The 892-nt window shown below is 46.2% G+C and carries 2 tRNA genes and 2 rRNA genes; all 4 read right to left on the reverse strand.

The features are described from left to right. A 23S ribosomal RNA gene (locus tag LCL96_RS23330) occupies positions 1–333 on the reverse strand; the annotation flags it as partial. Positions 334–482: 149 nt separating this feature from the next. Beyond that, positions 483–558, reverse strand: a tRNA-Ala gene (locus tag LCL96_RS23335). A 14-nt stretch (positions 559–572) separates the two neighbouring features. Continuing rightward, positions 573–649, reverse strand: a tRNA-Ile gene (locus LCL96_RS23340). A 138-nt stretch (positions 650–787) separates the two neighbouring features. Further along, positions 788–892, reverse strand: a 16S ribosomal RNA gene (locus LCL96_RS23345); the annotation flags it as partial.

The following is an 892-nucleotide window of genomic DNA, read 5'->3' on the forward strand; positions in this document are numbered from 1 at the left end:
TCATTCCTTTGTAACTCCGTATAGAGTGTCCTACAACCCCAAGAGGCAAGCCTCTTGGTTTGGGCTATGTCCCGTTTCGCTCGCCGCTACTCAGGGAATCGCAATTGCTTTCTCTTCCTCCAGGTACTTAGATGTTTCAGTTCCCTGGGTCTGCCTTCCATACTCTATGTATTCAAGTAAGGATATTGTTCCATTACGAACAATGGGTTCCCCCATTCGGAAATCTCTGGATCAAAGCTCACTTACAGCTCCCCAAAGCATATCGGTGTTAGTCCCGTCCTTCGTCGGCTCCTAGTGCCAAGGCATCCACCGTGCGCCCTTCATAACTTAACCGAATTGGTTGTTACATCAGGTTTAAAACCTAAAATGGCGATTCTCGGTAATTTCTTGACTATCAATTTATCTTTATCTAGTTTTCAAAGAACAATCATGTGTCTCGGAAGAGACAGTATGGATAGATATTTTGCTGACGCAAAAATCTTTGGTGGAGCCTAGCGGGATCGAACCGCTGACCTCCTGCGTGCAAAGCAGGCGCTCTCCCAGCTGAGCTAAGGCCCCGGGATGAAAGAATATGGTGGGCCTAAGTGGACTCGAACCACCGACCTCACGCTTATCAGGCGTGCGCTCTAACCAGCTGAGCTATAGGCCCATATCCCATAAAAATGAATGATAAGCAATGCTTACCATTGTTTTGTTTGATGATTATTTTGCTTTCACAAAACATCTTATTAAACCATCAAAACTGAACAAAACTTCGACTGTCAAACGTTTAGTAAATCTTCCTTAGAAAGGAGGTGATCCAGCCGCACCTTCCGATACGGCTACCTTGTTACGACTTCACCCCAATCATCTGTCCCACCTTAGGCGGCTGGCTCCAAAAGGTTACCTCACC

Source organism: Rossellomorea aquimaris (genome assembly GCF_020172085.1).
Classification (GTDB): Bacteria; Bacillota; Bacilli; order Bacillales; family Bacillaceae_B; genus Rossellomorea; species Rossellomorea aquimaris_E.